Genomic DNA, 5,482 nt, shown 5'->3' with positions numbered 1-5,482 from the left:
TTTACTCCAAGGAATCAAATCAGTTCTATTATCTTCCAAGCAAGGAAATAGTTTACCCTTTGAAAGAAACTCAAGAGAGGTTGGATAAAATAATATTTAATAAGCAAGAGTATGTTTTCTTCCCTGATGAAAATGAGCAGAAGAAGGAAGAATGCAGTTATTGTGTGAAGAAAGATAGCAAAATAGACGAAAAATTAAAATCTGGTGAAGGACTGAAAGTAGTATACAAATTGACGGATGTAGAGCATAAAGAAGGATGTGAGCAAGGTGATGATGGTTGCATCTGCTTTGATGGAAAGTGTAGCCGTTCAAAACAATATTTGAATAAAAATGAAGATGATAAGCCATTCTACTTAAGGTATGAGGAAGTGGATTGTAAAGATAAGGATGGTAAAGTATTAAGAGATGAAAAAAATGAAGTACGAAAGTGTACACAATTAAAAGATCAACTGATTAAAGCAAACAGAACAGAGGTTTTTTACGCTGATAAATTGTGTAGGTTCGATTTAGAAGGTCTCAAAAAGAAATTAAAAGAAAAATTAAAAGAGATAATCAAGGAACATCTGAAAAATAAGAAACCAGATCTTGAAAAAAATAATGAAAAATCCTATGATCATAAAAATAAAGATGTTTATACAGATGACTTATCAATAAAATTTGATCGTATTAAAATAGAAGCGTGGGGAAGTGGTGAAGCAGGTCATATACAAGGTAGTGGCTGTGACAATCAAAAATGCCATTCTACTGAAAGCAGAGTAGGGATGCCAGGAGATTATATTAAAGCTAAACTGAAAATCGATCCTAATTATCCTATAATTAAGGTGCAAGTCACAGAGGGAGGGGGTAACCAGGAAAGTAACTTCTCAGATAAGGACGGGGGACCTGTTTTCATAGAAATGTGCAATTCGCAGAAGCAACATTGCCAGCAACTGATTACTGTTGCAGGTGGAGGTGAGTATAGAACATACGGTGGTAAGGGTTATGAGGAAACAGTAATTCATAAGCAAGATTTAAAGCTAGAGGAGAAAATTGTAAAGGCAGATAAACTGAAGTCTACACAAGACAATCAAATAGCATATATAGAAAATGGTGAAATCAAGTATGAAACAGTAGAGTGTGGAAGTGGTTTGAGAAGCAGTAGATCTGGTGCAGGTGGCTGCATTAATAAAAGCAAAGGAATTTATGGTAAAGGCTCTCCAGGGTATGTGAAGATTAGACCTATTATAAAGGAATTTGACGAAGAAGAAATAAATGCTGCTATTAAAAAAGTAATAGAGGATCTATACGATCTTGAAACTATGACTGATTTTTGGGTAGGGGATCTTAACGTGAATATAAGTGGGATAATTAAAGAGGAAGTCAAAAAAGAATTATCAAGGTAAAAAGATATAGCTCTGGAAATGATGCTCTTGTTTTAATAATTAATTAAAGTAAAGCATGTAGTAAATGGTGTAATTGCTGTATCTTAACAAAAAGGTATAACGAGTGTAGGAGGGTGCTTTATGTCTCTAAAGAATAAAATTTCTGAGTTAATAGAACAACAATTTAGCATTAAATACCATGACAATTATTTGGCTTACACTATACATAATTGGGCTGCAAGCGAAATATCTGATTCTATTACTTTTTGCATAATTGGTTGTGGAAATTGCAAGATTGGATATCAAGATGTTGCAAAGTCATTCAACATAACAAAAGAAGAAATTGACCAAGGTAATATTGCAAGCATAGAAAGTAAAATAAAAAGTGAAGCTGAAAAATCAGGTAGCGAGTTTTCTGAGTTGATTTCTAGAGTGGATCAATCGCTAAAAGAGCAGAGTGAAAAGTCTATTGTACAAATTTTAGATTCATCCGCTGAGGAGATGTTAAGGAGTTTCTGTGATAGCCCTGTACAGTCTCCAGAGCCTCAAGAACCCTCTGCTTCATCTGAAGAGCATGCTACAGAAGGCCCAGAAACTAGTGTTAATTCAGATCTTTTGTCAACCTAATCAACCCCATATATATGTTTTTTTTGTACCCATGCTTTGCGTTTTGGGGTGGAAAGAAAGCACCATTCTTCGTTGCATTTTTCTATCTTCATCACAACAAACTTGTCTATTTTCATAGTAATCTTGCTGTCTACACTCTGTTTTTGATATCCATAAGTATCTTCTTTTACAATCGCGTAGCGCTTATCACTAAGAAGATTGCCTTTTATCCATCCGCAGTCTTCATCTATATCGCAGACCTTTTTCCAACTCTCAAACTCTTCTATCACTTTCAGGGGCAGATTTTTGCAAGTGTATATCCATTTTACAGGATAGTGAAACCCTGGCCCCGTTCTCATGTTGATCTTATTTGATTTGGTTGAAACAAAGTTGTTAGCAAACAAGCTATGGCTGAATAATAAAAACAATAGGATAATAGTACTGAACCAAGATCCCAGTGTCACGCACTGGGATAACGTGAGGGATAGTGTAACAGACTTATTCATCATAATTCACGATTAGGTTGACATAAGATAAAGAGTAAATTAAAAATTGAATAGATCTTTAAATGCAAAATCAATGCCTATAGAAATATTAATGCCTGCTCTTTCACCAACAATGAGCAAAGCTGGAGGAAAAATTGTAAAGTGGCATAAAAAAGAACAAGACAAAGTTGAAGTAGGCGACGTAATTGCTGAGATAGAGACTGATAAAGCCATAATGGAGTTTGAATCTATAGATGAAGGAGTTTTAGCAAAAATTTTAGTAACAGAAGGAACAAGTGGCGTGCCTGTAAATCAACCAATAGCTTTAATGCTGGAAGAAGGAGAAGATGAAAGTGCACTTAACAACTATACTTCAACTTCCATCAATAGTGCAGTTAAAAAGGAAGTGACAAAAAGTGCTGTTGATAATCAAAAATCAGAACACCAAGATTTAAACGGAAAGCCAATAAGTCATTCTTCGGTGTCATTCCAGCGCGTGACGCCGGAATCCAACCCCTCAATGTCATCCCAGTGCTTGACACTGGGATCTAGAAAAGAAGAATGGATCCCAGTGTCAGCTACTCAGATGACAGAGGGTTATGCAGAAGGTAGAACAAAAATAAGCCCATTAGCTAAGAAAATAGCTCAAAATGAAGGGGTTAATGTGCAGCAATTAAAAGGTACAGGACCATATGGTCGCATAATTAAGGCTGATGTGTTGGAGTTTTTAGGCAGTGGTATACATACTGAAAGTCCTGAGAAAGATACCATAGTTGAAGTAAGCAACATGCGCCAAGTGATAGCACAGCGCCTGACTGAATCAAAACAGAATGTTCCACATTTTTATTTAACTGTAGACTGCCAGGTTGATAAGTTAATATCGTTAAAAAACGAGATTAACTCAGCAGATGAAAACAATAAAGTAACAATTAATGATCTAATCATAAAAGCTGCAGCTTTCAGCATGAAAAAATTTCCTGATATAAATTCTTCGTGGATAGATAATAAAATACTGAGATATTCAAATATAGATATTTCAATCGCTGTGGCACTTGAAGATGGGCTAATTACTCCTATAGTAAAAAATGCTGATAAAAAGGGTATTTTATCTATATCAAAAGAAGTGAAAGATTTAGTAAGCAGAGCAAGATCTGGAAAATTGAAACCTGAAGAGTTTCAAGGAGGAGGGTTTACTATCTCCAACTTAGGGATGTTTGGTATAAAAGCCTTCAGTGCTATAATCAATCCGCCGCAATCTTGCATTATGGCAGTTGGTGCATCTAAAAAACAACCAATTGTTATGAATGAGAAAATAGAAATAGCAGAAATAATGACAGTAACGCTCTCTGTTGACCATAGAGCAGTTGATGGGGCACTCGGAGCAAAGTTTTTAAATGCCTTTAAGCATTATATAGAGAATCCTCTGGTGATGCTTATTGAAACTGCGGTAATCTATTAGCATTGTTATTACAAAATTAATACCTCTAAGTTTATACTTTTATTAGTTAATAGGTTTAGAGGTAAAAAAATGAATACTACAGTAGAAAAAAATAATCCAAAAATTTTTCCTCAAAATGAAGGAAAGATTAACTCAAAAGGCATGGTTGCCCCACCTGTTCCTCCGAAATCTTCCCAAGCTAAATTTGCTGGAATAAAAGCAATTTTTGAGCGAAATGTACCTCATTCTCAAGCAAATGATAGTAATAAAACAGTGAGTAGCAATCTTGGAAGAACATTTGGCCCAACAATGCAAAAACTCATGGAAGACAACATTCATAGCACTCCTAACAAACAACGCCGCAATTCAGGGGATAGCGCCGGACAGATAAAACCTGTCAAACCAAAAAGAAACTTCCTAGCTGAGTGTATGGCAAATTTTATATATAATTTTGTAGAGAAGAGCTTTTTGCAGTTATAGCCGAACTATGCAATGGTGCCTTAAGTGCCCGTGGGATAGCGTGGCTTTGGAGGAACGGTCAAACCACTGATGGGGCCTTTTGGGCTACCTCGATTAGAAGAATGTATAACTCAACCGTCCCAAGCTTAAGCACTTCTCAACTATGGATTATTATATAATGGAGATTAAAAAATGGCAAAGGTCAAAAGTAAATTAGAGATAACAAATCCTAATGCAGCAGGAATCGATGTTGGCTCGGCTGTACATTATGTATGTGTACCCGAAGGAAGCGATGAACAACGTATACAAAAATTTAGCTGCTTTACGGAAGATCTCTATAACATAGCAAAATGGTTGAAAAAATGTAAAGTTAATACAGTAGCCATGGAGTCAACAGGAGTGTACTGGATTCCTTTGTTTCAAGTACTTGAATCACACGGATTTGAAGTAAAACTGGTAAACGCAAAACATGTTAAAAATGTACCTGGGAGAAAATCAGATGTGCAAGATTGTCAATGGATTCAACAACTACACAGTTACGGGTTACTCCAAGGGTCATTTAGGCCAGATGATCGAATGTGTGTATTGCGTAGTTATGTTCGGCAACGTAAAAATTTAATTGAAAATGCTTCTACACATACTTTGCGTATGCAAAAAGCGCTAACACAAATGAATATTCAACTACATAGAGTTATAAGCGATACAACTGGTGTAACTGGAATGCAAATTATTAAAGCAATAATAGATGGTGAGAGTAATCCTGAAAAATTGGCTGAACTAAGAGATGGACGAATAAAAAGTGATAAATCTGTTATTGCAAAAGCATTAGCAGGAAACTATAGGAAAGAACACCTATTTACATTAAAGCAAGAATTTGAGCTATATAATATTTATCAGGAAAAAGTAGCAGAATGTGACAGGAGCATTGAAGAATATTATAAAACATTTGAGACAAAGTCTGATGAGAGTAAAAAGTTAGGTGAAGAGAAAAATAAGTATAGAAAAAGTAAACCAAACTTTGCTTTGCATGAAGAATTATATCGAGTAACTGGCATAGATTTTACCAAAATTCCTGGATTGGATATACTAACTGTACAAACTATCATTTCGGAAGTTGGTGTGAACTATAATAA

Annotated in this window: 5 protein-coding genes and 1 pseudogene; 5 read left to right on the top strand and 1 reads right to left on the bottom strand. The window is 35.3% G+C overall.

What is annotated here, in order from left to right; translation table 11 throughout:
- A pseudogene (locus OZD62_RS02045) lies at window positions 1–1,382 on the top strand (hypothetical protein); the annotation flags it as partial.
- Between the two features lie 120 nt (window positions 1,383–1,502).
- Window positions 1,503–1,988, top strand: coding sequence for a WBM0748 family T4SS-associated protein (locus tag OZD62_RS02040; RefSeq protein WP_010082090.1), 486 nt, complete (start codon window positions 1,503–1,505; stop codon window positions 1,986–1,988).
- On the opposite strand, the gene OZD62_RS02035 is transcribed toward OZD62_RS02040, so the two are convergent.
- Window positions 1,985–2,476, bottom strand: a complete 492-nt coding sequence (locus OZD62_RS02035) for an SH3 domain-containing protein (RefSeq protein ID WP_007551030.1) — start codon at window positions 2,474–2,476, stop codon at window positions 1,985–1,987. The two genes, OZD62_RS02040 and OZD62_RS02035, sit on opposite strands and share 4 nt — an antisense overlap.
- A gap of 70 nt (window positions 2,477–2,546) precedes the next feature.
- On the opposite strand from OZD62_RS02035, the gene OZD62_RS02030 reads away from it, so the two are divergent.
- From OZD62_RS02030 to OZD62_RS02020, 3 genes are all read left to right on the top strand, one after another.
- Complete coding sequence (locus OZD62_RS02030; protein WP_275019329.1) at window positions 2,547–3,911, top strand: pyruvate dehydrogenase complex dihydrolipoamide acetyltransferase; 1,365 nt, start codon at window positions 2,547–2,549, stop codon at window positions 3,909–3,911.
- A 69-nt stretch (window positions 3,912–3,980) separates the two neighbouring features.
- Window positions 3,981–4,370, top strand: coding sequence for a hypothetical protein (locus tag OZD62_RS02025; RefSeq protein WP_275019327.1), 390 nt, complete (start codon window positions 3,981–3,983; stop codon window positions 4,368–4,370).
- Window positions 4,371–4,541: 171 nt separating this feature from the next.
- The coding region (locus OZD62_RS02020) for an IS110 family RNA-guided transposase (RefSeq protein WP_275019325.1) at window positions 4,542–5,482 on the top strand (941 nt) is incomplete at its 3' end.

The organism is Wolbachia endosymbiont of Drosophila seguyi (genome assembly GCF_028981765.1).
In the GTDB taxonomy this organism is placed as follows: domain Bacteria; phylum Pseudomonadota; class Alphaproteobacteria; order Rickettsiales; family Anaplasmataceae; genus Wolbachia; species Wolbachia pipientis.
This window is presented reverse-complemented; position numbering and strand designations above follow the sequence as displayed.